This window comes from Curtobacterium sp. MCBD17_013 (assembly GCF_003234565.1).
Classification (GTDB): Bacteria; Actinomycetota; Actinomycetes; order Actinomycetales; family Microbacteriaceae; genus Curtobacterium.
Genome location: NZ_QKTU01000003.1, coordinates 218,814 through 243,748 on the forward strand (window position 1 = coordinate 218,814; position 24,935 = coordinate 243,748).

20 protein-coding genes are annotated in these 24,935 nt (G+C 72.3%); 15 read left to right on the forward strand and 5 right to left on the reverse strand.

From position 1 onward, the window contains the following. The first annotated feature begins 77 nt into the window (after nucleotides 1-77). Nucleotides 78-827: a polyprenol monophosphomannose synthase gene (locus DEI81_RS05750; protein ID WP_111009633.1), complete on the forward strand. Its 750-nt coding sequence runs from the start codon at nucleotides 78-80 to the stop codon at nucleotides 825-827. Here the strand turns inward: DEI81_RS05750 and DEI81_RS05755 are convergent. Then, entirely contained in the window at nucleotides 781-2,214 is a 1,434-nt protein-coding gene (locus tag DEI81_RS05755) for a hypothetical protein (RefSeq protein ID WP_111009551.1), read from the reverse strand. The two genes, DEI81_RS05750 and DEI81_RS05755, sit on opposite strands and share 47 nt — an antisense overlap. Before the next feature lie 52 nt (nucleotides 2,215-2,266). Beyond that, nucleotides 2,267-3,649 (reverse strand): O-antigen ligase, encoded by a 1,383-nt coding sequence (locus DEI81_RS05760; RefSeq protein WP_146244025.1) that lies wholly within the window; start codon nucleotides 3,647-3,649, stop codon nucleotides 2,267-2,269. Between the two features lie 68 nt (nucleotides 3,650-3,717). Between DEI81_RS05760 and manA the strand changes: the two genes are divergently transcribed. From manA to DEI81_RS05785, 5 genes are all read left to right on the forward strand, one after another. Beyond that, entirely contained in the window at nucleotides 3,718-4,923 is a 1,206-nt protein-coding gene (gene manA, locus DEI81_RS05765) for a mannose-6-phosphate isomerase, class I (RefSeq protein ID WP_111009634.1), read from the forward strand. Between the two features lie 38 nt (nucleotides 4,924-4,961). Next, nucleotides 4,962-5,924 carry a UDP-glucose 4-epimerase GalE gene (gene galE / locus DEI81_RS05770; protein ID WP_111009553.1) on the forward strand — a complete coding sequence of 321 codons (963 nt, stop codon included), beginning with the start codon at nucleotides 4,962-4,964 and terminating at the stop codon, nucleotides 5,922-5,924. Between the two features lie 203 nt (nucleotides 5,925-6,127). Continuing rightward, nucleotides 6,128-6,451: a WhiB family transcriptional regulator gene (locus DEI81_RS05775; RefSeq protein WP_111009635.1), complete on the forward strand. Its 324-nt coding sequence runs from the start codon at nucleotides 6,128-6,130 to the stop codon at nucleotides 6,449-6,451. A 102-nt stretch (nucleotides 6,452-6,553) separates the two neighbouring features. After that, entirely contained in the window at nucleotides 6,554-9,382 is a 2,829-nt protein-coding gene (locus tag DEI81_RS05780) for a glycosyltransferase family 2 protein (protein WP_146244026.1), read from the forward strand. Next, on the forward strand, nucleotides 9,379-10,794 hold the full coding sequence (locus DEI81_RS05785; RefSeq protein ID WP_111009555.1) for a DUF5719 family protein: 1,416 nt from the start codon (nucleotides 9,379-9,381) through the stop codon (nucleotides 10,792-10,794). The genes DEI81_RS05780 and DEI81_RS05785 overlap by 4 nt, the downstream gene beginning before the upstream one ends. Before the next feature lie 14 nt (nucleotides 10,795-10,808). On the opposite strand, the gene DEI81_RS05790 is transcribed toward DEI81_RS05785, so the two are convergent. Continuing rightward, on the reverse strand, nucleotides 10,809-11,261 hold the full coding sequence (locus DEI81_RS05790) for a metallopeptidase family protein (RefSeq protein WP_111009556.1): 453 nt from the start codon (nucleotides 11,259-11,261) through the stop codon (nucleotides 10,809-10,811). A 42-nt stretch (nucleotides 11,262-11,303) separates the two neighbouring features. Between DEI81_RS05790 and DEI81_RS05795 the strand changes: the two genes are divergently transcribed. From DEI81_RS05795 to secA, 8 genes are all read left to right on the forward strand, one after another. Continuing rightward, nucleotides 11,304-11,513, forward strand: a complete 210-nt coding sequence (locus DEI81_RS05795; protein WP_111009557.1) for a DUF3499 family protein — start codon at nucleotides 11,304-11,306, stop codon at nucleotides 11,511-11,513. Between the two features lie 105 nt (nucleotides 11,514-11,618). Further along, the gene (ahcY, locus tag DEI81_RS05800; RefSeq protein ID WP_111009636.1) at nucleotides 11,619-13,097 is read left to right on the forward strand and encodes an adenosylhomocysteinase; all 1,479 of its coding nucleotides are present in this window, start codon (nucleotides 11,619-11,621) and stop codon (nucleotides 13,095-13,097) included. 133 nt (nucleotides 13,098-13,230) lie between these two features. After that, nucleotides 13,231-13,908 (forward strand): MtrAB system response regulator MtrA, encoded by a 678-nt coding sequence (mtrA, locus tag DEI81_RS05805; protein WP_111009558.1) that lies wholly within the window; start codon nucleotides 13,231-13,233, stop codon nucleotides 13,906-13,908. A gap of 72 nt (nucleotides 13,909-13,980) precedes the next feature. Next, nucleotides 13,981-15,633, forward strand: a complete 1,653-nt coding sequence (mtrB, locus tag DEI81_RS05810; protein WP_111009637.1) for an MtrAB system histidine kinase MtrB — start codon at nucleotides 13,981-13,983, stop codon at nucleotides 15,631-15,633. After that, nucleotides 15,630-17,300, forward strand: coding sequence for an LpqB family beta-propeller domain-containing protein (locus DEI81_RS05815; RefSeq protein WP_111009559.1), 1,671 nt, complete (start codon nucleotides 15,630-15,632; stop codon nucleotides 17,298-17,300). The genes mtrB and DEI81_RS05815 overlap by 4 nt, the downstream gene beginning before the upstream one ends. Nucleotides 17,301-17,401: 101 nt before the next feature. Then, complete coding sequence (locus DEI81_RS05820; RefSeq protein ID WP_111009560.1) at nucleotides 17,402-18,094, forward strand: ComF family protein; 693 nt, start codon at nucleotides 17,402-17,404, stop codon at nucleotides 18,092-18,094. Between the two features lie 90 nt (nucleotides 18,095-18,184). Next, a complete protein-coding gene (hpf, locus tag DEI81_RS05825) occupies nucleotides 18,185-18,886 on the forward strand; it encodes a ribosome hibernation-promoting factor, HPF/YfiA family (protein ID WP_111009561.1) in 702 nt (233 codons plus the stop codon). Nucleotides 18,887-19,109: 223 nt separating this feature from the next. Beyond that, nucleotides 19,110-21,923 carry a preprotein translocase subunit SecA gene (secA, locus tag DEI81_RS05830; protein ID WP_111009562.1) on the forward strand — a complete coding sequence of 938 codons (2,814 nt, stop codon included), beginning with the start codon at nucleotides 19,110-19,112 and terminating at the stop codon, nucleotides 21,921-21,923. 108 nt (nucleotides 21,924-22,031) lie between these two features. Here the strand turns inward: secA and DEI81_RS16375 are convergent, their stop codons facing one another. Continuing rightward, on the reverse strand, nucleotides 22,032-22,625 hold the full coding sequence (locus tag DEI81_RS16375) for an Rv3235 family protein (RefSeq protein WP_220035634.1): 594 nt from the start codon (nucleotides 22,623-22,625) through the stop codon (nucleotides 22,032-22,034). A gap of 139 nt (nucleotides 22,626-22,764) precedes the next feature. Here DEI81_RS16375 and DEI81_RS05840 point away from each other — a divergent pair, with 139 nt between their 5' ends. Continuing rightward, complete coding sequence (locus DEI81_RS05840; protein WP_111009563.1) at nucleotides 22,765-24,258, forward strand: sensor histidine kinase; 1,494 nt, start codon at nucleotides 22,765-22,767, stop codon at nucleotides 24,256-24,258. A gap of 135 nt (nucleotides 24,259-24,393) precedes the next feature. Here DEI81_RS05840 and DEI81_RS05845 read toward each other — a convergent pair whose 3' ends face one another. Continuing rightward, nucleotides 24,394-24,642 carry a WhiB family transcriptional regulator gene (locus DEI81_RS05845; RefSeq protein ID WP_066515941.1) on the reverse strand — a complete coding sequence of 83 codons (249 nt, stop codon included), beginning with the start codon at nucleotides 24,640-24,642 and terminating at the stop codon, nucleotides 24,394-24,396. Nucleotides 24,643-24,935 lie beyond the last annotated feature (293 nt).

The window sequence follows — 24,935 nt, forward strand, 5'->3', positions numbered from 1 at the left end:
GGCCGTTCCCGGGCGCGTGACCGAGCATGGGATACGCTCGACCGTCCACGCTCGCGTCCGAGGAGTCCGTCCGCACCATGCCGTCGTCCGTCCGTCCGCTCGTCATCGTCCCCACCTACGACGAAGCGGAGAACATCACCGCCGTGACGGAACGGGTCCTCGGGGTGGTGCCCGAAGCGCACCTGCTCGTCGTCGACGACGGCAGCCCCGACGGCACCGCGGACATCGTGGCCGCCATCGCGGCGGGGGACGATCGCGTGCACCTGATGCGCCGCAGCGGCAAGCTCGGCCTGGGCACCGCCTACGTCGCGGGGTTCCGATGGGGGATCGAGCGTGGGTACGACCTGCTCGTCGAGATGGACGCGGACGGGTCGCACCCGGCGTCCGCGCTCCCGGACCTCGTCCGTGCGGTCGCCGACGCACCCGCCGGAGCCCGCGTCGACCTGGCGATCGGGTCGCGCTGGGTCACGGGGGGCTCTGTGGTCGACTGGCCGCGGTCGCGGGAGCTCCTGAGCCGCGGCGGGAACTGGTACGCGCGGTGGATGCTGCGGCTCGACGTCCACGACATCACCGCCGGCTTCCGCGTGTACCGCGCCGACGCGATCTCGCAGATGGACCTCGACACCATCGACTCGAAGGGCTACTGCTTCCAGGTCGACATGACGTTACGGGTGCACGACGCGGGAGGCCGCATCGTCGAGCGCCCCATCGAGTTCCGCGACCGCGTGCTCGGCACCTCGAAGATGAGCCGGGCGATCGTGCTCGAGGCGATGGCGCGGGTCACGCAGTGGGGACTGCAGCGCCGGTTCGGGCGTCGGCGCCGCTGAGCTCCGCGTGGGCGCCGCCGTCCCCGGTGTCCGCCACTCGGTCCGTCCAGCCGCGCTCCGGCAGCGCTGGGTCCGCCGTGCCCCGCAGGCGCGCCGTCGGTGACGCCAGGAACGCGACGACCATGCAGACGAGCAGCACCGCCCGTCCCCAGACGCCGAGTGCGAGCGCCTGGTCGGCCCACGTGGTCCCGGTCGGATGCCCGAGCGTCAGGTAGTACAGCCACCGGAACCACCCGACGAACGCGCACAGGTCGGCCACGAGGTAGGCGGCGATCCAACCGACGCGGATCCGCACCGTGACGAAGAAGGGCAGCAGCCAGAGCGTGTACTGCAGCGAGTCCACCTTGTTGAACGCCATGTACACGCACAGCAGCGCCGCGCTCGTCTGCAGCCAGGGGTAGGGCCGACCGCCGCGTGCGAGCAGCAGGCTCACGACCACGACGACGACGATGCCGACGGCGGTCGCGGCGGTCGACGCCGCGCTCATCAGGTGCTGGATGTGCTCGGTGCCGTCGTCGGACCACGGACGGAGCCCCCAGTACCAGATCGACAGCGTCGCGCGATCGATGTTGCGGGCGGCCTGGAACCGGAAGACCGAGAACCACCCGGTGAAGTTGACGACCGCGAGCGGGACGTTGACGACCGCGACGACCCCCACCGCGACGCCGATGGGCGCGAGGGCCCGGAGGAGACGCCGACCGATCGTCCGACCGCGTCCGTCGGTGAGCACCGCGAGGGCCAGGGGGAGCACGAACATGATCGGGTAGAGCTTGAGCGCGCCGCCGACCCCGAACGCAGCGGCCGCGAGGAGCACGCGGGTGGTGGGCGACCAGCGCCGCGGGCCCGCGACGACGAGCGCGATCCCGAGCGCGGTCATCAGGACGGGTAAGACGTCCCAGTTGTACAGGGCGTAGAGCGCGAGCGGCGGCGTCGCTGCCCAGGCCCAGGCCCGCCGACCGGCGACACGCACCAGGAGGAGGGTCACGAGCACGCCGACGACCGCGAACACGCAGGTGGTGACGAGCAGGAACCCGACGTCGGTGGACACCGGGAGTGCGGTGAGCCAGACGAACAGGCCCGTCAGTGCCGGGTACTCGACCGTGCCGCCGTGGACCGCCGGCGGGTCGGCCGTGTACGTCCCGTGCACGTAGGGCACGAGGTGCGCGATGAGCCCCCGGCTGCCCCAGAGCGACAGCACGTCCGAGTAGCAGGCCTTGCGGACGACGTCCTGGTACGGGTCGGTGCTCGCGCCGTTCGAGGCGAAGACGCCCTTGGAGCAGGTGAGCTTGTCCGCGGCGCTCAGGACCGTGAGGAGCACGGTGGCGAGCACCATGCCGACGACCTCGAGCGGGTGCGGACGGGAGCGCAGGACGGCCGGCGCGGTCATGGGGTCCTCTCGGACGGGGGCGGGGTCGGCGTCAACCGTAGCCGGTCGCGGGTCAGCGGCCGGCCGCGGCACGACGGAAGGACCGGCTGCGGACCGGCACACGCGGTCCGTCCCCGATCGACGGCGGTTCGTCGCCGACGGCCACGATCCGGGTCTTCACCGCGACGAGCACGAAGAGGATGAAGTCGCCCTCGTAGAGGAGCCGGGACTCCGTGACGCTCTGCACGAGGAGCGCCACCACGACGAGCAGGGCGAGCAGCGAGACCGGCGCGAACGCCCGCGGGCGGTGGTCGGCGTCGTAGCTGAACGCCGTGGCGCTCGCCCACGACCGCACGAGCGTCGTGAGGACGGCGAGGCCGAACAGGACCACCCCGACGACGCCGGTCTGCATCCAGACGTCGAGGAACGCGTCGTGCGCCTGCAGGTACGTGACGCCGTTGCGCACGGCGAGGTGGTTCAGCGGCTCGATGGCGGGCCACCAGTACCCGAGCCACCCCCACCCGAGCACGGGGTGCTGCTCGACGAGGCCCCACACCGCCCGCCAGATCTTCCCGCGTCCGGTCAGGTCCGGGCTCTTGCCCGCCAGCGCGAGCACCGGCCGCCAGAGCAGCGCCACGAGGCCGGCGAGCACGAACGCGATCGCGATCCCGGCGAGGTACCGCGGGGTCCGTCGTCCGGTGGGCACGCGACGGATCACGAGCGCACCGACGAGCACGAGCGCGGTCACGGCCGCGGCGGCCACCACCGTGGAGGAGCGGGTGAGCAGGAACAGCACCGCGGCCACGGAGAGCCACCCGGTCGCGCGCACGCGCCGCATGCGCCCCTCGGCGAGCTGCACGCCGACCGCGATCGCGGCAAGCAACGCCACCATGGCCAGGAGGTTCGCGTTGCCCGGGAGGCCCTGGATGCGTCCGCCGGTGAACAGTTCCGCCCGCGAGAACGCGAACGCGGCCGGCACGTGCCGGCCACCGTAGTGCGTCCACACCGGGTAGACGGGGTGGCGGACGAGGACCGCGACGGCCGCCTCGAACACGAGGGACAGGGCGAGGACCCAGCGGAGTGCGAGACTCAGCGCGTCGAGGATCCGCCGCCAGCTCAGGGTCGAGGCGATGACGACCGCCATGAGGGCGCAGAGGAGCTGCGCGGCGATGCTCGCGGTCGTCGCGACCCGCCAGTGCGACCACGCGACGCTCACGAGGCACCACGCGATGTACACCCACAGGGCGTTCGGCGTGCGCCGGAACGACGGCCGGGCCCGGATCGCGATCGCGACCCCCCAGGCACCCGCGCCGGCGCAGACGACCGCCCATCCGATCCAGCTGATGGTGTTCGGGATGCCGTCGCCGGTGAAGACGATGAAGAGCACGGTGGCGGCGAAGCCGAACGCCTCACGCTCCGGGACGCGTCCGCGGGTCCACGGCCAGGTGTTCGTCACGACGACGAGGCTACCGGGCCGCGGGCCCGGGACCACTGCCGTCGGCCCCTGCCGATATGGTCGGAGCCATGTTCCTCGGCATCACGAACACCCCGCGCGACTACGCCTGGGGCTCCCGCACCGCGATCCCCGAACTCCTCGGCCGCACCGTCACCGGTCAGCCGCAGGCCGAACTCTGGCTCGGAGCGCACCCGGGCAGCCCGAGCGTCGTGGTGAACCCGGCGATGGTCGGTGGTGCGGACACCCTCGCCGACTGGATCCGCGAGGAACCGGACGCCGCGCTCGGTGGCGGGGCCGAGGGCCTCCCGTTCCTGCTCAAGGTGCTCGCCGCCGCGGCACCGCTGTCACTGCAGGCGCACCCCACGCCCGAGCAGGCCCGCGACGGGTTCGCGCGCGAGGAGGCGGCGGGGATCCCCGTCGACGCCGCGGAGCGCAACTACAAGGACCCGTACCCGAAGCCCGAGCTCGTCGTCGCGCTGAGCGAGCGGTTCGAGGCCCTGAGCGGGTTCCGCCCGGTGGACGAGGCGCTCGCCGACATCGTCCGCATCGACGGCGGGACCGGTCGCACGGCGCCGCTCGCCGACCGGCTGCGCGACCAGGGCCTCGAGGAGACCGTCCGCTGGCTCGTCACCGCGGACGACGACGCGCGCTCCCTCGTGCGTGTGCTCGGGGAACTCGCGACCGCCGTCGAGGACCCGACGCCGAACACCGCGACCGTCGTCGACCTCGCCGCGTCGTACCCGGACGACCCGGGCGTCGCGGTCGCCCTGCTCGTGCACCGGGTCTCGCTCGCCCGGGGCGAGGCCCTCTACCTGCCGGCCGGCAACATCCACGCCTACCTCGAGGGCCTCGGCATCGAGCTCATGGCGCCGTCGGACAACGTCCTGCGCGGTGGCCTGACGCCGAAGCACGTCGACGTGCCGGAGTTGCTGCACGTGCTCGACTTCACGCCGGGGCCGCCGCCGCTGCTCACGCCCGAGCCCGTCGCGCCGGGTGTGGACCGGTTCGCACCCGCGGGCGTCGGGTTCGCACTCGTCCGCGTGTCGAGCGCCGGTGCCACGGCCGGGCTGGGCGCCGGCGGGGTCGTGCCGCTCGGCGGACCGTCCATCGCGATCTGCACCGAGGGCGCCGCGACCCTCGTCGGAGCACGGTCGGCGACCATGCTGCGCCGGGGGGAGTCCTGCTACGTCACGCCCGACGAGGGCACGGTCACCGTCGAGACCGACGCCGCGGGGGGCGGCACCGCCACCGTCTTCATCGCCACCCCCGCCTGAGCCGCGGTCGGGGCGCGCCGTCCCGGTACGGTAGCGCCATGAGTTGGTTGGTCACCGGCGGTGCCGGGTACATCGGTTCCCACGTCGTACGCGCCCTGCGGGCCGCGGGGCTCGAGACGGTCGCCCTCGACGACCTCTCCAGCGGGTTCGCGTCGTTCGTCCCCGAGGACGTCCCGTTCGTCCAGGGCACGATCCTCGACGGCGACCTCGTGCGGCACGCCATCGACGAGCACGGTGTCACCGGTGTCGTGCACGTCGCGGGGTTCAAGTACGCGGGCGTCTCGGTCGAGCGTCCCCTCCACACGTACGAGCAGAACGTCACCGGCATGGCGACGCTGCTCGGTGCGATGGCGGACCGCGGTGTCGACCGGGTCGTGTTCTCGTCGAGCGCGGCGGTGTACGGCACCCCCGACGTCGACGTCGTCGTCGAGGACACCCCGAAGGCGCCGGAGTCCCCGTACGGCGAGTCGAAGCTCATCGGCGAGTGGCTGCTCCACGACATGGAGGTCGCGGCCGGGTTCCGCACGACGAGCCTGCGGTACTTCAACGTCGTCGGTTCCGGTGGACCCGATCTGTACGACGCGAGCCCCCACAACCTGTTCCCGCTCGTGTTCGACGCGCTGCTGGCCGGACGGACGCCGCGGATCAACGGCGACGACTACCCGACGCCCGACGGCACGTGCGTCCGTGACTACATCCACGTCGCGGACCTCGCCCACTCGCACGCGGTGGCCGCCCAGCGCCTCGACGCGGGGGACCGGCTCGAGCGTGCGTACAACCTCGGCAGCGGTGACGGTGTGTCCGTGCGCGAGATCATGACGGCCATGGCCAGGGGCACCGGGATCGACTTCGAGCCCACCGTCGCGCCCCGCCGTCCGGGTGACCCGGCACGCATCGTCGCGACCGGCGAACTCGCCGCGCGCGACCTCGACTGGGCCATGCGCCACTCGCTCGACGAGATGGTGACGAGCGCCTGGGAGGCCCGCCGAAACGCCTCCTGACCGCCGTCCGGCGGCCCCGTACACCACGGACGACGCGCCGCGCGACACGCCAGAACGGGGGACATGACCTTCGATACGAGGTCGACGGTTTTATGATCCGCCGACTTGACCTCAGGGAATCACACCTGTGTAATTAGTGCTGCGGCGCTCGCCGCGACCGTGGCCAACACGACCGTTCAGCGGTGGAGCAAGGGGTGATCAGGGTGAACGCTTCCGACTTCCGGTCCGGCGTCCCGGACGACTGGCACGTCGACCCCGTCGACCTCGGCGTCCCCGGGGTCCGTCGTGCCGGCGAGGACCAGGGGGACAACCCGCTCGCCTGGCAGGTCGACTCGCTGTGCGCGCAGACCGACCCCGAGGCGTTCTTCCCGGAGAAGGGCGGCTCGACGCGCGAGGCCAAGAAGATCTGCACCTCGTGCGAGGTCCGCTCCCAGTGCCTCGAGTACGCGCTCGAGAACGACGAGCGGTTCGGCATCTGGGGCGGCATGAGCGAGCGCGAACGACGGAAGCTGCGCAAGCGCGCCTAGTCCGGTCGTCGGCACCGGATCCGCGTCGGCGGGAGCGGTCTCCGAAACGCGCGCCGCGCCTCCCGGGAGCCGCTCCGGACCGGACGTAGAGTGACCGGCGTCATGCAGCCCAGAGTCACCGCGATCCTCGTCTGCGCCAACGGCGCGGAGTTCCTCGACAGGACCCTGGACGCGCTCGCCGCCCAGACCCGCCCCCCGGAAGCCCTCGTCGTCGTCGACGTGGGGTCCACCGACGGCTCGACCGACGAGCTCTCGTTCGGCGGGTCCGCGCAGCTCGCACGGATCCCGGCCGGTCGGCCGTTCGGGGAGGCGGTGGCCCAGGGGGAGCGCGTCGCACCGCACGCCGCACCCGACGAGTCCGTCGACGAGTGGCTGTGGCTCATCGGGCACGACAACGCCCCCGCGCCGACCGCGCTCGCCGAGCTCCTCGCTGCGGTCGAGATCGCGCCGTCCGTCGCGGTCGCCGGGCCGAAGGTCATGGTCGCCCAGGAGCCCACGCGCATCCGGGAGTTCGGCGAGAGCATGACCCGCTTCGGACGGTCGACGGTCCTCGTCGCCGACGAGCTCGACCAGGGACAGCACGACGCGCACGCGGACGTGCTCGGCGTCGGTGTCGCCGGGATGCTCGTCCGCCGTTCCGTCTGGACCGCGCTCGGCGGCTTCGACCCGGGACTGCCGCACGTCGACGCCGCGCTCGACTTCTGCGTCCGGGCGCGGCTCGCCGGCCACCGCGTCAGCGTCGTGCCCGAGGCCCGGGTGACGAGCGCCGGCGGCCCCGAGGACTTCGGACGACGGTCGGTGTCCGAGACCCGTCGCCTCCGTTTCCGGCGGCAGGCCCAGCTGCACCGGCGTCTCGTGTACGCACCGCCCGCGGTCCTCTGGCTCCACTGGCTGTCGCTCGTGCCGCTCGCGATCGTCCGGAGCGTCGGGCGCCTCGTCGCGAAGCACCCCGGTGCCGTCGGTGCCGAGATCGGTGCCGCCGTCGCCGTGGCCTTCGGCGGTGGCGTGGGACGGGCACGTCGGACCCTCGCGCGGAACCGCCGGGTCGGCTGGGCCGCCGTCGAGCCGCTCCGCGTGAGTCTGGGCCGCGTCCGGGAGCACCGGGTCACCGCGCGCGACCTCGAGCTCGCCCGGGTCGAGGACGCCGCCGTGCCCCGCGCGTCGTTCCTCGGCGACGGCGGCTTGTGGACCGTCCTCGCCGCCGCGGTCGTCACGGCGGTGCTGCTCGGCCCGCTGCTCGGGGCACCCGCGCTGACGGGTGGCGGGCTGCTGCCGCTCAGCACGACGGTCGGTCGGCTCTGGCAGAACGTCGGGTACGGATGGCACACGACCGGGTTCACGGGGCCGAGTGACCCGTTCGCGGCGGTGCTCGCGGTACTCGGCACGCTCACGTTCTGGTCACCGTCCACGTCGATCGTGCTCGTCATGCTGCTCGCGGTGCCGTTGTCGGCCCTCGGCGCGTGGTTCGCGTCGCGCCGGCTCACGACGCGGGTCTGGGTGCCGGTCGTCGGTGCGACGCTGTACGCGCTCTCGCCGTCGCTCGTGACGGCCGTGATGAGCGGGCACGTCGGCGCCGTGATCGCGCACGTGCTCCTGCCGTGGCTGCTCCTCACCCTCCTCGGCGCCCATCGGTCCTGGGCGTCGTCGGCGGGCGCTGCGCTGCTGTTCGCAGCCGTGCTCGCGAGCGCCCCGTCGCTCATCCCGGTGCTCGTGCTGACGTGGCTGGCGTCCCTCGCCTTCGGCTGGCGGCACCTCCTCCGGCGCATCGCGATCCCGCTGCCCGCGGTCGTGCTGTTCGCCCCCCTCGTGATCACGCAGCTCCGCGCGGGAACGCCGCTCGGCGTCCTCGCCGACCCCGGCGTGCCCGACGCCACCCGGGCGCCGTCGGCGCTCCAGCTGGCGATCGGATCCCCGCTCCCGGACTGGAACGGGTGGACGACGGCGTCGCACGCCGCCGGGTTCGCCACCACGGTCCTCCCGATCGCGCTCGCGGTGCTCGCGCTCCCGGTCGGCGCGACCGCCATCGGTGCGCTGCTCGGCCGACGCTGGCACCTCGCCGCGGTCGCGCTCGGGTTCGCATTCGTCGGGTACCTGACGGCCTTCGGCGCCACGCACCTCGCGCTGTCCGGCGTCGGGTCCACCACGACCATCGTGTGGCCCGGCAGCGGTCTCAGCGTGTCCTGGTTCGCGCTCGTCGTGGCCGCGGTGGTCGGGCTCGACACGCTGCCGCGACTCGCGCCCGGTCTGGGACTCGTCGCCGCGGTGCTCACGGGCGTGACGGTCGCGCCGGTGTTCGCGGGTCTGTACCTCGGCACGGCGGCGATCAGCCCGACCACGGGGCGCGTGATCAGCGCCTACGTCAACGCGGAGGCACGGACGAACCCCGACGTCGGCACGCTCGTCCTGACCCCGCAGCGCGACGGCACGCTCGGGGTGTCCCTGGAGCGCGGGCAGGGGGCGACGCTCGACGACCAGTCGACGGTCCAGGCCACCGCCCACCGCCTCAGTCCGGACGACCGGCGCCTGACGACGCTCGCGGCGAACCTCGCCAGCCGGAGCGGCTTCGACCCGCGCGAGGACCTCCGCCGGCTCGGCGTGCGGTTCGTCCTGCTCGCGGACGGACCCGACTCCCGAGCCGCCGAGGCACTGCACGACCGCGCCGCCGGTTCCATCGGCCAGGACGCCCGGTTCACGAGCATCGGCGCGACCGGCACCGGCGTCCTGTGGACCTACGACGGCCGCGTCGACCGGCCCGCCACGGGCACCGCCGCGGCGTCCGCCGCCCACGCGCTGTTCCTCGTCGTCCTCGGCGTCGTGTTCGGCGCCACCGCACTCCTCGCGATCCCCACGGGGCCGCGTCGGCGGCGGGCGGTGTCGCACGTGATCGAGGCCGACGAACCCGCGACCACCTTCGACGAGGAGCGCGAATGACCCAGCAGCCCACGAACGGTCAGCGGAACGGACGGCGATGGGCGGTCCGGGGGAGCGCCGCGCTCGTCGCCGTGCTCGTCGCCGCGGGCACCATCGGCGCCGCGCACGCCGCGGACCTCACCGGCATCACGGCGCGACCCGCCGGGCGGACCGTGACCCCCGTCCCCGCGGACGCCTCCCGGGTGTGCGCGGGCGGCCTCCTCCAGCTGGCCGACGCGTCCGGTGCGGACGCGACCACGGCCTCCCGGGTCGGCCACGAGACCGTCGCCGCGGCGTCGACCACGGGACAGGTGCACCGGTCGACCCTGGCCGCCGCGAGCAGCGGTGGCTCGGACCCGACCGTCGTCACGGCACGCGCCGGGCGCACCACCCCGACCGTCGCCGGGAGCGGCATCCAGGAGGCCGACGGTGACGAGGTCGCGGGCCTCGCCGCCGCCGCGTGCGACGACCCGTCGACGTCGAGCTGGCTCGTCGGCGGCTCCACCGAGACCGGTCGGACGAGCATCGTCACCCTGGCGAACCCCACCGACGTCAACGCGACCGTGGACCTCGACGTCTTCACGACGACGGGCAAGGTGTCGGCGCCCGGCACCACCGGCATCGTCGTCGCACCGAACACGCAGAAGGTCGTGCCGCTGGCGGGGTTCGTCTCCGACGCGGCGTCGCCGGTCGTGCACGTGACGTCCTCCGGCGGTCAGATCGTCGCCACCATGCAGGAGAGCATCGTGCGGACCCTCACCCCGGGTGGGGCCGACGTCGTGCAGGCGGCGGCGACACCGTCCCGGACGCAGACGATCCCCGGGGTCGTGCTCCGCGACACGGACGGCGCGCAGCACGGCGACGACACCGCCGACGCAGCACCGGTGGTCCGCGTGTTCGTGCCGGGTGACGCGAGTGCGCACCTGACCATGGCCCTGACGACCGCGGACGGCGGTGGGACCACGGTCCAGGCCACGGCGGACGGCGGCGTCGTGACGGACGTGCCCCTCGACGACTTCGCCGACGGCCGGTACACGGTGACGGTCACCGCGGACGTGCCGATCGTCGCCGGGGCCCGGACGAGCACGCCGACGACCGACGGCCGGACCGACCTCGGGTGGTTCGCGTCCGCGCCGACGCTCACGGGCACCACCCTCGTCGACGTCGTCGACGGTCCCGGCGCCCGCCTCACGCTCGTCAACCCCACGACCTCCGACGCCACGGTGACCATGGCGGCGGGCGGGGAGCGCACGACCGTCACGGTCGCCGCGGGGACGACGGCGGACACGACGGTGCCGACGAGCACCGCGCTCACGCTCCGCGGTGTCCGCGGGCTGGTCGCGGGAGTGTCCTACGCGGGCGACGCCGGGATCGCCGGGTTCCCGCTGCGCCCGGGTGCCACCGCGTCGACGCCGATCACCGTCTACCCCTGATCGGCGGGACGGGGTCAGAGGTGCCGGTACCGGTCCGGGGCGAGGTCCCAGGGGTCCTTGTCGAGGAGCTCCGCGACCGCCCGGAACACCGCGGTCTCGACGACGATCCGGCGGTCGACGTCGTCCTTCTCGGGCAGGTGCGTCAGCCGCTCGACCGGGATCCGGTAGATCGTCACGCGGTCCGGCCGTCGGTCGATGCGCCAGCGTGGCACCGTCCGGTCCGCCGGGTCGGGTGCGGTCGCGGTCGACGGCATGTCCGCCACCTGGAACACGACGCCGCGCAGTTCGTCGGGCCACAGCTCGACCAGGTAGTGCGCCGTGTCGCCGACGATGCGGTCGAACGCCTCGGCCCGGGTGACCACGGGCGCGAGGTCGGGCCCGGTGACCGACGAGCGCCCGCCCCGGCCGTGCCGCGAGCGACCGCGGGCCCGGTCGACGGGCGTCACGAGGGGGCGTCGGCGGACCATGCGGCCATGGTACTGCCGGGTGCCCGGTAGGTTGGGCGGGAGATGGACGTGCGGATCTGCAGCAAGGTCGCCTGCGGGGCGGGGGCCGTGGCGACCCTGACGTACGACTACGCCGACTCCATGGTCGTCGTGGGACCGCTGTCGATCCGGGTCGAGCCGCACGGGTACGACCTCTGTGGCCGGCACGCCGAACGCCTCTCGGTCCCACGGGGGTGGCAGGTGGTGCGCCGCGCGCCCCTCGGGCGCGACTGACGCCGGCCGGGTCCGTCGCCCGGCGGTCGCCACCGCCCGCCGGCCGGGAGGCGCGGTGCGAGCCCGCCACGTGCCTCCCGGCCGGAGGGTGGGAGACTGGTGGTCATGCCCACCGACATGCAGACCGCGCTGCCCCACCGCGTCGCCGACCTGACGCTCGCCGAGGCCGGCCGACACCAGATCCGCCTCGCCGAGCACGAGATGCCCGGCCTCATGGCACTGCGCGAGGAGTTCGGTGCGTCGCAGCCGCTCGCGGGTGCGCGGATCGCGGGATCGCTCCACATGACCGTGCAGACGGCCGTGCTCATCGAGACCCTCGTCGCGCTCGGTGCCCGCGTGCGCTGGGCGAGCTGCAACATCTTCTCGACGCAGGACGAGGCGGCCGCGGCGGTCGCGGTCGGCCCCACGGGCACCCCGGACGCCCCCGCCGGTGTCCCGGTGTTCGCCTGGAAGGGCGAGACCCTCGACGAGTACTGGTGGTGCACGAACCGGATCTTCGACTGGTCGGCCGAGGCCGCGGCCGAGGGCGCCGACTGGATCGGGCCGAACATGATCCTCGATGACGGCGGCGACGCCACGATGCTCGTGCACGAGGGTGCGGACGCCGAGTCCGCCGGAGCCGTCCCCGAACCGGCGTCCGACGCCGCGGCCGAGCGTCTCGTCGTCCTCCGCACGATCGCCGAGTCGCTCGCGACCTCGCCCGACCGGTGGACCCGGATCGCGGCCGAGCTGCGCGGGGTGACCGAGGAGACCACGACGGGCGTGCACCGTCTGTACGAGCTCGCGCGCGCCGGCGTCCTCCGGTTCCCGGCCATCAACGTCAACGACTCCGTGACGAAGTCGAAGTTCGACAACCGCTACGGCATCCGGCACTCGCTGCCGGACGGCCTCAACCGGGCCACCGACGTCCTCATCGGCGGCAAGGTCGCGTTCGTCGTCGGTTACGGCGACGTCGGCAAGGGCGCGGCCGAGGCGCTCCGCGGACAGGGTGCCCGCGTCATCGTGTCCGAGGTCGACCCCATCTGCGCGCTCCAGGCGGCCATGGACGGCTTCCAGGTCGCCCGGCTCGAATCCGTCCTCGACCAGGTCGACATCGTCGTGACCTGCACGGGCAACGTGGACGTCGTGACGGTCGACGACATGCTCGGGCTGAAGCACCTGGCGATCGTCGCGAACGTCGGCCACTTCGACAACGAGATCGACATGGCCGGACTCGAGCGGCTCGAGGGGGCGGAGCGGATCGAGATCAAGCCCCAGGTGCACGAGTGGCGCCTGCCGAACGGCCGGAGCGTCCTCGTCCTCAGCGAGGGGCGGCTCATGAACCTCGGCAACGCGACCGGCCACCCCTCGTTCGTCATGAGCAACTCGTTCACGAACCAGGTGCTGGCGCAGATCGAGCTCTGGACCCGACCCGAGGCGTACCCGACCGACGTGTACGTGCTGCCGAAGCACCTCGACGAGAAGGTCGCACGACTGCACCTGGACGCGCTCGGCGTCGAGCTGACCACGCTGGACGCCCGACAGGCCGACTACATCGGCGTGCCGGTCGAGGGCCCCTACAAGCCCGAGCACTACCGCTACTGACGTCCCGGCGGCGCGGCGGCGATCCCCGCGGACCGTCGCCTCGCCGCGCCCGGCCGTCGTGACCGGGTCCCTCGGTTATGGTGGCAGCACGGGCGCGTCGCCACGTCCGGCACCACCGATCCTGAGGGGGACCATGAGCCCGCGCATCCTCGTCGTCGACGACGACCAGGCGCTCGCCGAGATGATCGGGATCGTCCTCCGGTCCGAGGGGTTCGAGCTCGAGTTCAGCGAGGACGGCACCGACGCGCTCGAGGCCTTCCAGAGCACGCGACCGGACCTCGTGCTGCTCGACGTCATGCTGCCGGGTGTCGACGGGATCGAGGTCTGTCGCCGGATCCGTGCCGAGAGCGGCACGCCGATCATCATGCTCACCGCCAAGGGCGACACCGCCGACGTCGTGTCCGGCCTCGAGAACGGTGCCGACGACTACGTGGTCAAGCCGTTCAACCCGAAGGAGCTCGTCGCGCGCATCCGCACGCGCCTGCGCCCGGTGGCGAGCGACGCGGCCGTCCTCACCGTCGGGGACCTCACGGTCGACGTCCCCGGGCACGAGGTCCGCCGCGGCCGCACCCCGATCGCACTCACCCCGCTCGAGTTCGACCTGCTGCGCGCCCTCGCCGAGAAGCCGAACCAGGTGTTCACGCGCGAGATGCTGCTCGAGCAGGTGTGGGGGTACCACTACAAGGCGGACACGCGACTGGTCAACGTCCACGTGCAGCGGCTGCGCGCCAAGATCGAGCACGACCCGGACAACCCGCGCATCGTCACCACCGTGCGCGGCGTCGGCTACCGGGCGGGTTCGCAGGGCTAGCCGTTGGCCAGGCCCGCGGCCCGTGCGACGCCGACATCCGTCACGTCCCCCGGGGTGGTCACCGTCCGGCAGGTGTGGCGGCGCACCCGGCGATGGATCCGGCGGGGGTGGCGCGCCGTCGCGTTCCTCTGGCGACGGTCCCTGTTGTTCCGCGCGGTCGCCATCACGGTCCTGACGACCGGGCTCGCGGTCAGCGTCATCGGCACCGCGATCACCCTGAGCATCACGAACAACGTCTACGCCCAACGGCGAGACCAGATCGAGGCCGAGTCGGAACGTGCGACGGTCCTCGCCCAGAACATCTTCGACGCCGCCACCGCCGCCGAGGACAACAACCAGGTCGAGCTCGAGACGCTGCAGAACGAGGCGCAGACCTCGATCCTGACCACCACGACGAGTCCCGGCGGCACGAGCATCGCCATCCTCCGCACCCCGGGGCAGTCCACCACGCAGACGCTCCAGAACATCGCGAGCCCCGACTTCCCGGACTCGGTGATCACGCCCGAGTTGCGGAAGGCCGTCGCGAAGGACTCCGGTGCGCTCCGGCTGCAGGCGGTCGCGCTCGAGGACGGCGGACGACGGGAACCGGGGCTCGCGGTCGGGTCGACGCTCCAGATCCCCAGCGCCGGGCAGTACGAGCTGTACCTCGTCTACGACCTCAGCGACGCGCAGAAGACGCTGGACTTCGTGTCGCAGACGCTGTCCGTCGGCGGCGTGGCGCTCGTCGTGCTCATCGCGCTCGTCACGTCGCTCGTCGTCCGCCTCGTCGTCGGCCCGGTGCGCGTCGCGGCCGAGACGAGCCGCAAGATCGCCGCCGGTCGACTCGACGAACGTATCCCCGTGCGGGGCGAGGACGACATCGCGATCCTCGCCACGAGCTTCAACGGCATGGCCGACGTGATGAGCCGGCAGATCACCCAGCTCGCCGAGCTGTCCCGCGTGCAGCAGCGGTTCGTGTCGGACGTGTCCCACGAGCTCCGCACGCCCCTGACGACCATCCGGCTCGCGGGCGACGTCCTGTTCGACGCCCGGCACGCGTTCGAACCAGCGGTGGCCCGGTCGAGCGAGCTCCTGCACACCCAGATCGACCGGTTCGAGTGGCTGCTGGCGGACCTGCTCGAGATCTCGCGGTACGACGCCCAGGCGGTGCAGCTCGAGACGGAGCCGGTCGTGCCGGCGGCGCTCGCGACCGACATCGTCGACGAGTTCCGGCCGCTCGCCGAGTCGGCCGGAGTCGAGCTGCAGGTCGCCACACCGGGCGGCCACGTCGTCGTGCAGGCCGACGGACGACGGATCCGGCGCGTGCTCCGCAACCTCGTCGGGAACGCGATCGAGCACGGCGAGGCCAAGCCGGTGCAGGTCGTGGTTGACAGCGACGCCGACACGGTCGCGATCGCCGTGCGCGACCAGGGCGTCGGGATGCCCCCGCAGGACGTCGAGCGCGTGTTCGACCGGTTCTGGCGGGCCGACCCGAGTCGACAGCGGACCATCGGCGGGACCGGCCTGGGGCTCGCGATCAGCCTCGAGGACGCACACCTGCACGGCGGGCGGATCGACGTCTGGTCGCGGCCGACGGTCGGATCGGTGTTCGTGCTGACGCTCCCGCGCCGCGCCGGCGACGCGGTGACGCGGTCGGTGATCCCGTTGCCCGCGCTCGACGACCTGGAGGACGAGCCGCGCCTCCCGGCCGTCGCCGCCGACGGCGACGGAGGGCCGCAGCGGTGACCCGGCGCGTCCTCACCGCGCTCGTCGCGACGCTCGTGCTCGTCGTGCTCACCGCCTGCGCCGCGATCCCGACCGGCGGTGCCGTGCAGAAGGGCGGCCGCGTCGAGGACCAGGCGCCGTCCGGCGTCGACTACCGCCCGAACGGGCCGGTCAAGGGCTCGGACCAGGAGACCGTCCTCCGACAGTTCATCGACGCGGCCACCGGTGCCCAGGACAACTACGCGGTGGCACGGGAGTTCCTGACGACGGGGTTCGCGCAGCGGTGGAACCCGCGGCAGAGTGTGACCGTCCGCCAGGGGAGCGGCACCGTCGCGCGCACCGGGGACCGTCGGCTCTCGTACACGATGACGGTGTCGGCCACGGTGGACGCCGACGGCGAGTACACGCAGGCCGACAGCGACGCGACGTCGACGCTGACGTTCCAGTTCCGCAAGGAACACGGGCAGTGGCGGATCAGCTACGCGCCCGGCGGGATCATCCTGTCGCCCGTCAGCTTCGAGTCGGTGTTCCAGGCGCACGCCCTCTACTTCTACGACCCGACGTACCACTACCTCGTGCCCGAGGAACGGTGGTTCCTCGCCCGGTCGTCGACGAGCACGCGGATCGCGAGCGCGCTGCTCGCCGGGCCGAGCGAGTGGCTCAAGGGAGCGGTCGTCACGGCGTTCCCCGAGGGCACGCAGCTGTCCCTCAACGCCGTGACGATCGAGAGCGGGTCCGCCCAGGTCGACCTGACGAGTGACGCGCTGAAAGCGACCACGGTCGAGAAGGTCCGGATGCGCGAGCAGCTCACCGCGAGCCTGGCGTCGGTCGCGAGCATCTCGTCCGTGACGATCACGGTCGAGGGCACGAGCCTCGACGTGCCCGACTCGACGGGCACGAACGCCGAACGCGACCCCGACGTCGACGCCCGGCCGCTCGTCGTCGCGAAGAACGCCGTCGGCAACGCAGCCGCGGGAGCCGTCGACCAACTCGCCGGCATCGCGGACAAGATCCGCGGCCTCGACCCGACGTCACTCGAGGTGACGGCGGCGGGCACCTCCGCCGCGGTCGGCACGGCCGACGGCGTGGACGCCGTCCGGTCCGGCTCGAGCGCTCCCGTGCAGGTGGACACGCGGAGCGGTCTCGTCGCGCCGTCCATCGACGACGAGGGCTTCGTGTGGTCGGCCCAGGCGGCGGACCCCCGGTCGGTCGTCGCGTACGGGCTCGAGGGCGATCCGCACCCGATCTCGTCGAGCCTGCCCGACGGCCGACTCGTCGCGTTCCGCGTGTCGCGGGACGCCACCCGGGCACTCGCGCTCATCGACACCGACGAGGGTGCCGCCCTGTACGTCATGGGCGTGCTCCGGAACTCGCAGAAGCAGCCGACCGCGCTCGGCGCACCCGTCCGGGTGCCGGTCGCCGCGGGCACCCCGGTCGACGCGACGTGGCAGAGCGACCTCGAGGTGGCGTCGCTCGGCTCCACCGCGACCGGCTCGACCGTGACGTCGTCGACCATCGGCGGGCGTTCGACGACGCTCAACCGCCCGTCCGGTTCGGCGACGACGATCGTCGGCGGTGCGTCCGACTCGCTGCTGCTGCGCATGACCGACGGCCGTGTGCTCGCCGAGAGCGGCGGTGGCTGGGACGACAGCGGCGTGACGGCGGCCGTCCTCGGCACGCAGCGGTAGGCCGGGAGGCCCGTCCTCCCCAGGTGCTCCCGTCCGGACCGCCGTCCACCGACTGATGGATCCGGCGCCGAGTCACGCGGCCGCGGCGCGACGATCGAGGCATGGGGGAGCGGGAAGCCGACCGGTGGCGGGACGCGGCGATCGAGGCGCTCGGCGTGCTGCTGCCGGTGTCGTGCGTCGTCTGCGGGCGTGACGACCGCCCGGTGTGTCACGCGTGTCTCGAGGACCTCGCCGCGACCCCGTCGTGCGTCCGGCTCGTGGCCGGCGTCCGGCTCGACGCCCCGTTCACCTACCGCGGGACGGCCCGGGCCCTCGTGCTCGCGTTCAAGGTGCACGGACGGCTCGACGTCGTCGGACCGCTGGCCCGCCCCACCGTGCGGGCACTCCGGGGGGCGCTCGCCGAGGCGCCCGACGCGGTCGTGGTCCGGGTGCCGTCCTCGCGGGCGGGACGTCGGCGGCGGGGATTCGACCCGGTCGTCGTCCTGCTCCGTCGCGGTGGTTTCCGGACCGCTCGCGTGCTCCGACGGGTGCCGGACCCGCGGGCCCGCGGCAGGCGCGACGGCGGCCAAAAGTCGCTGTCGGGGGTGGACCGGGTGACCGCGACGGTCGGCACCCTCCGCGCGGTGGACGTGCGCGACCGCGCCGTCGTGCTCGTCGACGACGTCGTGACGACCGGGGTGACCATGGCCGAGGCGATCCGGGCGGTCCGCGCCGCGGGCGGCCGCGTGGTGCGGTGCGTGGCGACGGCGAGCGTGGAGCCGTCCTCCCCGTCGGAGGCTGGGACCGGACCCTGAATCGTCGCGTGCACCCGGGTCTACGCTCGCTCGAAAGGCGTCTGGAGTCGCCACGAGGAGGCGACGCGCCGAGTCTGGATGGGAGCCGCCATGGACATCTCGATCACGGGACGGAACGTCGGGATCACCGACCGTTTCCGCGCCTACGCCGAGGAGAAGTCCGCGAAGATCGACGCGCTCGCCGATCGTGCCGTGGCCTTCGAGGTCCGGGTCAGTCGACACCACGAGAAGAGCAGCGGGGCGAGCGGCGACGACCGCGTCGAGCTCACCCTCATCGGTCCCGGGCCGCTCATCCGCGCCGAGTCGACCGCGTCCGACAAGTACGCGGCGTTCGACCTGGCGTTCGCCCGCATCGCCGAGCGGTTGCGGCGTGCGAAGGACCGCAAGAAGGTCCACCGGGGCCGTCACCGCCCGACCTCGGTCGCCGAGGCGGCGGGTGACGGGTTCGCCACGATGGACGTCGTGCCCGCCGACGGCACGCTCATCGAGACGGTCGCGACCGGCAGCCTGCCCGTCGTGACGGACGAGGCCCAGGCGGCGGACGAGGACGCCTACAACCCCGTCGTCATCCGCACGAAGGTCTTCGCGTCGTCCCCGATGACCGTCGACGACGCGCTGTACTACATGGAGCTCGTCGGCCACGACTTCTACCTCTTCATCGACGCCGAGACGGAACGCCCCAGCGTCGTGTACCGCCGCAAGGGCTGGGACTACGGCGTCATCGCCCTGGACGACGCCGCACCCGTCCAGCAAGAGGCCGCGACGGTCGAACGCGCTGGCGTGACCGTCTGACCTCCGCGCACGACCACGAGGGCCCCGGTCGGCACCACACGGTGCGGTCGGGGCCCTTGTGTCCGCCCCGAGCGAACGGGCGCATCCATCGGCTCCGGCAGCGCCCGCTGCCCAGGTGTGCGGGCGCGGAGGTTGCTAGCATGGCTGGCTGATCAGGCGCGCGCGACCGGCCGTCCGGAGGCCCCGAGCGATCAGCGCCAGACGACACCATGAGGAGTCTCGATTGACCAACGTGCTGGAGAAGGTCCTCCGCATCGGCGAAGGGCGCACGCTCCGACGCCTCAAGGCCTACGCCGAGGCGATCAACGACCTCGAGGACGACTTCGCCACCCTCAGCGACGAGGAACTGCGCGACGAGACGCGTGAGCTGCGCGAGCGGTACGCGAACGGCGAGTCCCTGGACGACCTGCTGCCCGAGGCGTTCGCCGCGGTGCGTGAGGCGTCGAAGCGCACGCTCGGGCTCCGTCACTTCGACGTCCAGCTCATGGGCGGTGCCGCGCTGCACCTCGGGAACATCGCCGAGATGAAGACCGGTGAGGGCAAGACGCTCGTCGCGACGACGGCCGCGTACCTCAACGCCATCGCCTCGCGCGGCGTGCACGTCATCACCGTCAACGACTTCCTCGCGAGCTACCAGTCCGAGCTCATGGGCCGCGTGTTCCGCGCGCTCGGCATGACCACCGGCTGCATCCTCGCGGGGCAGGAGCCCGCCGAGCGTCGCGAGCAGTACGCCGCCGACATCACGTACGGCACGAACAACGAGTTCGGCTTCGACTACCTGCGCGACAACATGGCGTGGCAGGCGTCGGACATGGTGCAGCGCGGGCACTTCTTCGCCATCGTCGACGAGGTCGACTCGATCCTCATCGACGAGGCCCGCACGCCGCTCATCATCTCCGGACCGTCCTCGGGCGAGGCCAACCGCTGGTTCACCGAGTTCGCCACGATCGCCACGCGCCTGCGTCCCGGCGTCGACTACGAGGTCGACGAGAAGAAGCGCACGGTCGGCGTGCTCGAGCCCGGGATCGAGAAGGTCGAGGACTACCTCGGCATCGACAACCTGTACGAGTCGGCCAACACCCCGCTCATCTCGTTCCTCAACAACGCGATCAAGGCCGACGCCCTGTTCAAGCGCGACAAGGACTACGTCGTCATGAACGGCGAGGTGCTCATCGTCGACGAGCACACCGGTCGCATCCTCATGGGCCGCCGGTACAACGAGGGCATCCACCAGGCGATCGAGGCGAAGGAGGGCGTCGAGGTCAAGGCGGAGAACCAGACCCTCGCCACCATCACGCTGCAGAACTACTTCCGCCTGTACAAGAAGCTCTCCGGCATGACCGGTACCGCCGAGACCGAGGCGGCGGAGTTCATGTCGACGTACAAGCTCGGCGTCGTCCCGATCCCGACGAACAGGCCGATGCAGCGCAACGACCAGACGGACCTCGTGTACAAGAACGAGCCCGCGAAGTTCGAACAGGTCGCCGCCGACATCGAGCAGCGGCACGAGAACGGCCAGCCCGTCCTCGTCGGCACGACGAGCGTCGAGAAGAGCGAGTACCTGTCCAAGCTCCTCGCCAAGCGCGGCGTGAAGCACGAGGTGCTCAACGCGAAGAACCACGCGCGCGAGGCCGCGATCGTCGCCCAGGCGGGTCGTCTCGGTGCGGTCACGGTCGCCACGAACATGGCCGGCCGCGGTACGGACATCATGCTCGGCGGCAACGCGGAGTTCCTCGCCGTCGCCGAGATGCACGCGAAGGGGTTGTCCCCGACCGAGACCCCGGATGAGTACGAGGCCGCGTGGGACGACGTGTTCGCCCGCGTCAAGGCCGAGGTCGAGGTCGAGGCCGAGAAGGTCCGCGACGCCGGTGGGCTGTACGTGCTCGGCACGGAGCGACACGAGTCCCGGCGCATCGACAACCAGCTGCGTGGTCGCTCCGGTCGACAGGGCGACCCCGGCGAGAGCCGCTTCTACCTGTCCCTCACCGACGACCTCATGCGGTTGTTCAACTCCGGCGCGGCCGAGAGCCTCATGGGCCGCTCGAACGTCCCGGACGACCTCGCGATCGAGAACAAGCTCGTCGGCCGTGCGATCCGCTCCGCGCAGGCCCAGGTCGAGGCCCGGAACGCCGAGATCCGCAAGAACGTGCTGAAGTACGACGACGTCCTGAACCGCCAGCGCGAGGCCATCTACGACGACCGGCGCCGCATCCTCGAGGGCGACGACCTGCACGACCGGTCGCAGCAGTTCCTCGAGAGCGTGGTCAACGAGATCATCGACTCGCACACGGGCGAGGGCTCCCCGGACGACTGGGACCTCGACGCGATGTGGACCGAGCTCGGGACGCTCTACCCCGTGTCGATCACCATCGACGAGGTCATCACCGAGGCCGGATCGCGGGGCAAGGCATCGCGCGACTTCCTCGGCCGCGAGATCCTGTCGGACGCCAAGCTCGCGTACCAGAAGCGCGAGGAGGCCCTCGGCGACGAGGCCATGCGCGAACTCGAGCGCCGCGTCGTCCTGTCGGTGATCGACCGACGCTGGCGCGACCACCTCTACGAGATGGACTACCTCAAGGACGGCATCGGTCTCCGCGCGATGGCGCAGCGCGACCCCCTCGTCGAGTACCAGCGCGAGGGCTACGCCCTGTTCCAGAGCATGATGGGCCAGATCCGCGAGGAGTCCATCGGGTTCCTGTTCAACCTCGAGGTCCAGGTGCAGCGTGACGGCGAGACGGCCGTCATCGACGCCAAGGGCCTCGGCGAGGACTCGGAGGCCGCCGGTCTGGAGTACTCGGCACCGTCGATCGACGGCGAGGTCGAGGTCCGTGACCAGAGCGGTCGCCTCGAGCAGGCCGCGACCGCACTCGCGCAGCGGCAGCAGGCCGTCGCCGAGGCCGAGCAGGTCCCGGGTCCCGAGCGGGGGTCGTCGTTCGGTGCTGCGGCGACGGCGTCCGGGCAGCGCGGTGCCTTCGGGCAGCGCGACACGGCGCCGACGAACCGGGCGGACCGTCGGGCGCAGGCCAAGAAGAGCTGATCGGGAGCGTTCCCGGAACGGCGGCGGTCCTCCTCGGGCCGTCGCCGTTCGGCGTTCGCGCACCCGTCGCCGGTCAGCCCTGCGCTCCGGTGCGGTCCGCACCGGTGGTCAGAGGACGCTGACCGCGGTCGCGCGCCATCGGCCGTCGCGGCCCTCCAGGCGGATCGCGACCGCACGAGTTCGTGCCCGTGCATGCACGATGACGGTGGCCTCGGCGACACCGTCGCTCGGTTCGCGGACGATCACCGAACCGATCGAGAAGACGGGCCGGCGCGGCGCCGTCCGGCGTACCGACCGCGCGCGGGCCGCCAATCGGACGCGGACCTGGAGGTGTCGGTGCACGTCGTCCGTCACCCACCGCGCGATCTGGTCGAGTTCACGGGCGCCGGCGAGGATCTCGACGACACAGCGGGCGAGGTCCCGCGCGACGGGGGTGGGGTCCGGCAGCGCTGCGCGAGGGGGCTGCGGTGCGGCGTCGGCGCGGCGGAGCTGGCGCGGCCCGGCGGTGCGACGCGGCGCGCGCTCGGCAGAGCGATCCGGCTCGTGCCCGGGAGGCGTGGGGCGGAGGACCGCGCCGTCGAGCGCCGTGGGCAGCGGAGGAGCCGGCTGCGCTCCGTGCTCGGTCAGGGCGTGCCGCCCCTGACGGCGCGTGCCCCGTCCCTCCGGTCCGTCGTCGGTGCGCTGTGCGGCACGGTCGTCCATGAGCCCCCTCGTGGTGCGGTGGTGCGGCCTCCCCGGCCACGCCCTCAGGCTACTGACCGTTGGAATGTGACATTTAATCCCTGGACCGAGGTGGGGACGGTCGCAGGGAGGACCGGAGGCGGCCACCTAGACTTGCTCCGTGTCGACCCTCAGTGACCTCGTTCTCGCCCAAGGCCGGTCCACCGACGCGGACGTCGAGTGGCTCCACCTGCTCGTGGGCGACGGTCAGCTCCTCGCCGACCTGTCGTTCGCCGACATCGTGGTGTGGGTGCCCGCGGAGGACGGCTCGTTCGTGGCAGTCGCGCACGCGCGGCCGTCGTCTGCCGCGACGCTGTTCTACCGCGACGTCGTCGGGCAGGGCGTGCGGGACGAGTGGCGCGACCAGATCACCCAGTGCTTCGAACGCAGCGAGATCGTCGACTCGGCGGAGCCCGACTGGTACGAGGACACCCCGACCCGCGTGCGCGCGATCCCGGTCCTGCGTCGGTTGTCCGCCACGAGCGCCCAGACGACGGAGGCGCCCATCGCCGTCGTCACACGCCACTCGAACGTCAACGAGCAGCGCACGCCGAGCCGCCAGGAGCTGACGTTCAACTCGAGCGCGAACGACCTGTTCGGCATGATCGCCACGGGGGACTTCCCGGACATCGGCGCACCGACCGGTCCGCGTCGGGGTGCTCCTCGTGCCTCCGACGGACTCCTGCGACTCGACGTCGGGGGCGTCGTCACCTTCGCGAGCCCGAACGGCCTCAGTGCCTTCAACCGGATGGGCTTCGAGGGCGAGCTCGAAGGGCTCTCCCTGGCCGAGGTGACGACCGGGCTGCTCGGGAATCAACTCGTCGTGGACGAGTCCCTGCCGCTCGTCGTGACCGGTCGCGCTCCGTGGCGCACCGACATCGAGGCGAAGGGCGTGACCGTGACGCTCCGCGCGATCCCCCTGCGCGACCACGGGGAGCGCATCGGGGCGATCGTGCTCTGCCGTGACGTCACCGAGCAGCGGCACCAGGAGCGCGAGCTCATCACGAAGGACGCGACGATCCGCGAGATCCACCACCGCGTCAAGAACAACCTGCAGACGGTCGCGTCGCTCCTCCGCATCCAGGCGCGTCGCACGCATTCGGAGGAGGCCCGGGAGGCCCTGCAGCAGGCGATGCGTCGTGTCGCGGCCATCGCGGTCGTCCACGACACGCTCTCGACCGGTCTCAGCCAGAACGTGGACTTCGACGACGTGTTCGACCGCGTGCTCATGCTCGTGACCGAGGTCGCGGCGAGTCACAACACGACCGTGCGCCCCAAGAAGACGGGCGAGTTCGGTGTGCTCCCGAGCGAAGCGGCGACGCCGTTGGCGCTCGGCCTCACGGAACTCGTGACGAACGCGGTGGAGCACGGGCTCGACGGCCGTGACGGCGAGGTCGAGATCGTGGCCGACCGGTTCGAGGACCACCTCGAGGTGCAGGTGCGCGACAACGGGCGCGGACTCCCCGAGGGCAAGGTCGGTGCGGGACTCGGCACGCAGATCGTGCGGACCCTGATCCAGGGCGAACTCGGCGGCACGATCGACTGGCACACCTTGGTCGGCAGCGGTACCGAGGTCACCATCGGCATCCCCTTCCGGTGGTCGGAGCAGTCGTAGGGCTTCGGCCTCGGGATCGCGCGGGGTCCGAGTCGAGGGACGACGGGCGCGGCAGGACGACGTGGGGTGGAACGACGACGGCGCCCGGTCCCCTGGGGGACCGGGCGCCGTCGGCGTCGGAACGGGTGCGCTCGGTCAGGAGGCGCGACGTGCGCGGGCAGCGCGGCGCTTGAGCGCGCGACGCTCGTCCTCGCTCAGACCGCCCCAGACGCCCGAGTCCTGCGAGGTCTCGAGCGCGTACTGCAGACAGGTCTCGGTGACGGTGCACCGAGCGCACACCGACTTCGCCTTCTCGATCTGGTCGACGGCCGGGCCGGTGTTCCCGACCGGGAAGAAGAGCTCGGGGTCCGCGGTGAGGCAGGCGGCCTTGTCACGCCAATCCATGTGTTGATGCTCCTTAAATAGCTTCGAATCGCACGACGAACGGCCGTGGCGAATCAAGTGCAGGCGTGGGCCAGCTGGGCTGCAGCACTGCGGGGGGATTCTCTGTGGGGGAGAGAAAGACTCTGCGGGAGGCGCACACGTCATCGTGGCGTTCCATCGACCTCGAACATCGTTCCATACTGATATGGCCAAATCAAGGGTCGAGAGCTGGAGGAACGCTGTGTCGGATGCCCCACGCCCGGAGCGCCCCGAGGGTGCCGCTGATCGGGAATCACCTGATCGCGCGGCATTCC